Genomic DNA, 2,777 nt, shown 5'->3' on the forward strand with positions numbered 1-2,777 from the left:
GCCCCGCCCCACAGCCGGCCCACGGCCTCGGCCCGGGCCTCGGCCGAGGCCGGGATGTTCCCGGTCACACCGGCGCCGGCACAGATCAGCCCCAGGGAAAAGATCGCGCCGCGATGGGCGTTGACGCCGCCGGTCGCCTCCAGCATCGCCGCCTCGGCCCGCAAGCCGATCGCCCGCAGGTCGGCCATTCCGGCGCCTTCGCGGCCCGCCGACACGAGCGCGACGAAGAAGGGCCGGATCGCCGCCGCGCTCCGGCGCAGGGTGCCGGCATCCATGTCGTGGTGGCTGCCGGAATCGATCGGGCTCACGAGACCGGGCTTGGGCCACGTCTTCAGCTCATCGATCAGCGCCGCGTGCGCGAGATCCGCCACGCGCTCGGGCCAAGGTTCCGAAGCGTGCCGCTTGTCCTGAACGCACAGGTCAAAAATGCGGCTTCTCCAACGCGGATTCGATCGATCGTGATGCCCGGGCCGGCGCGACCTGCGGCCGATGCGGACGGCGGCGGGTCGGCATCGGTAAGCTGCTACGCACCGCCCGCGCGACGGTCAATCGAACCGCTGCCACGGACGCCCGTGCGTGCCGGCCTGCCGGGCCGTCGAAGCCGTCGATTCAACGCGCTCGATGACGCCGAACCGGCATCCACTTCGGCTGCGAGCGCTCTAAAACGATCCGACGAACCGGTCCGGCAAGTGCCAAAGATCAGGCGCCTGCGCCCAACTCTTGCGCTCGATTGCGTCGGCGAATATTCTCTTCGTCGTCTCGAAGAGATCTTCGCCGGCACGCAGCTGGATGCGTCGTCTCGTGAGTCCGGCGAGTTCGGTCTTGATGTGATCCCGAAACGCTGACGGCGGAATGGCGTGGTGTGAACCCGGAATACCCACCGGAGCGGCGGCGTTGCGCTTCTTCTGGCGCTCGAACAAGATATCGTTGTCGCAATGGGCCAGATGAAACAAGAACAGATCGCCGAATTTCGGTCTATGATCGTGGACGAGACAGTGAAAACCGATATGCCAGTCGGTGCGCTTGGAGATCAGCGTCGCCTTGCATAGGGACGAGATCGAGCGGATATATCCGCGTTGCGACGATACGGGGCGCTGAAGGTCGATCGGCGCTTCACCCTCGACATGGCGGACGTCGGCACCGAACAGGTCGAGGACCGGCGGCACATCCCGAGACGCGATATATTCCGACAGTGATGATGCGACATCCGGATCGACAACGACCAATTCGTCGGCATCGGTGAAGAGCACGCACTTGAAACCAATGAACAACGAGGCACAAAAATCGCGAATTGTGCTCACGCGCTGCCATTCGTCCAAGGGGGTTCTCGGCAACCGGATCCGGTTCGCATGAATCCCCATCGTCGAACCGTCATCGGAGCCGTGATCGAGAACGTAACAGTTCTCGGCCCCGACCTGCCGGTCGTAGTGCCTCAACCACAGCGGTAACATCGTACTTTCATTGTAGGCCATGGTGACCACGGCGAGCGGCCTTTTCTCCACCGGACGATTTCCTCCGCAACGAAATTTCGATCCTCCGCCGCCATCGTACGCGGCGGCACGCTAATGAGGAGCTAAGCTGAACATGGAGCGAGCGCCGCAACTGTTGCGATCTCTGAGCAAGGACGCGCGGATCATCGAGATCGGCCCCAGCTTCAATCCTCTTGCTCCGAAGCGCGACGGCTGGAACACGATCGTCGTCGACCACGCGTCGCGCGAGGACCTCCTCAAGAAATACCATGACCAGACGATCGACCGGATCGAGGAGGTCGACATCGTCTGGACCGGTGGCTCGCTGGCAGATGCGGTCCCGGGCGATCGGCACGGGACTTTCGACGCCTTCATCGCCAGCCATGTCATCGAGCACACGACCGACATCGTCACGTTTCTGAGAGCCGCGGAGACGCTGCTGAAGCCGGACGGCGTCGTGATCCTGGCCGTGCCGGACAAACGCAAGTGCTTCGACTTCTACCGCCCGCTCTCCGGCACGGCAGACGCGATCACGGCGTTCCTCGAGCGCCGGGACCGGCACACGCTGCGCACGCATATCGACTACGCCCTCAACATGGCGTTGAAGCCGGGCGGGGCCGGCGCTTGGGCCGCGGGCGATTTTCAGCTGGCCGAACCGGTCTGCCCGCTCACCGACGCCCCGCAATGGCATGCGGCCGCCCAGCGTCCCGATTACACCGACGCGCATGCCTGGGTGTTCGTGCCGTCGAGCTTCAGCCTGATGATCCTGGAATTGTCGCTTCTCGGCTATCTCGATCTTGCGGTCGAGGACATCCAGGAGCGGCATGCGACGGAGTTCTTCGTCTGGCTGCGCAAGGGCGCGTCGCGCCCCTCCGACGACGAGGCCCGGCGGCAACGCACGACCTTGATGCAGCGGGTGATCTTGGAACTGGCAGATCAGGCACGACAATTACCGGACGGGCCGCTGAGCGAGACGGCGGCGACCTTGCGCGACCAGCTCCTGCGCGCCGAATACCGCACGGCAGCGCTGAAGCGGGTGCTCGCGGCGGTGCAGGCCAGCACCGGTCGGTTCGGCCTGAAGCGCCGCCGGTTCAAGGACCTGATCGCGCTGGCCGGCCAGGACGTCCCGGCGAACGCCCTGGCTCCGATCCAGCACCAGATCCTGCTGAACGAGGCGACGAAGATCCTGCATCCGCGGAAAGCCTCCGACGATCCGGCGGGGGCCGACGAGGACGATCCGACGCTGGCCGACAACGCGGTCCTGGTCGTGCCGCTCGGCGCGGCGCAGTTCGCCGATCCGCTCCTGGC

General features: G+C 65.3%; 3 protein-coding genes. 1 reads left to right on the top strand and 2 read right to left on the bottom strand.

Annotated features, from left to right (window positions below):
- Both FV228_RS25900 and FV228_RS25905 read right to left on the bottom strand, forming a co-directional pair.
- The coding region (locus tag FV228_RS25900) for a triphosphoribosyl-dephospho-CoA synthase (RefSeq protein ID WP_210247822.1) at positions 1-428 on the bottom strand (428 nt) is incomplete at its 3' end.
- Positions 429-659: 231 nt separating this feature from the next.
- Entirely contained in the window at positions 660-1,502 is an 843-nt protein-coding gene (locus FV228_RS25905; protein ID WP_147857161.1) for a glycosyltransferase family 2 protein, read from the bottom strand.
- A gap of 82 nt (positions 1,503-1,584) precedes the next feature.
- Here FV228_RS25905 and FV228_RS25910 point away from each other — a divergent pair.
- The coding region (locus tag FV228_RS25910) for a methyltransferase domain-containing protein (protein ID WP_147857162.1) at positions 1,585-2,777 on the top strand (1,193 nt) is incomplete at its 3' end.

The sequence above is a fragment of the Methylobacterium sp. WL18 genome (assembly GCF_008040015.1).
GTDB lineage: Bacteria > Pseudomonadota > Alphaproteobacteria > Rhizobiales > Beijerinckiaceae > Methylobacterium > Methylobacterium mesophilicum.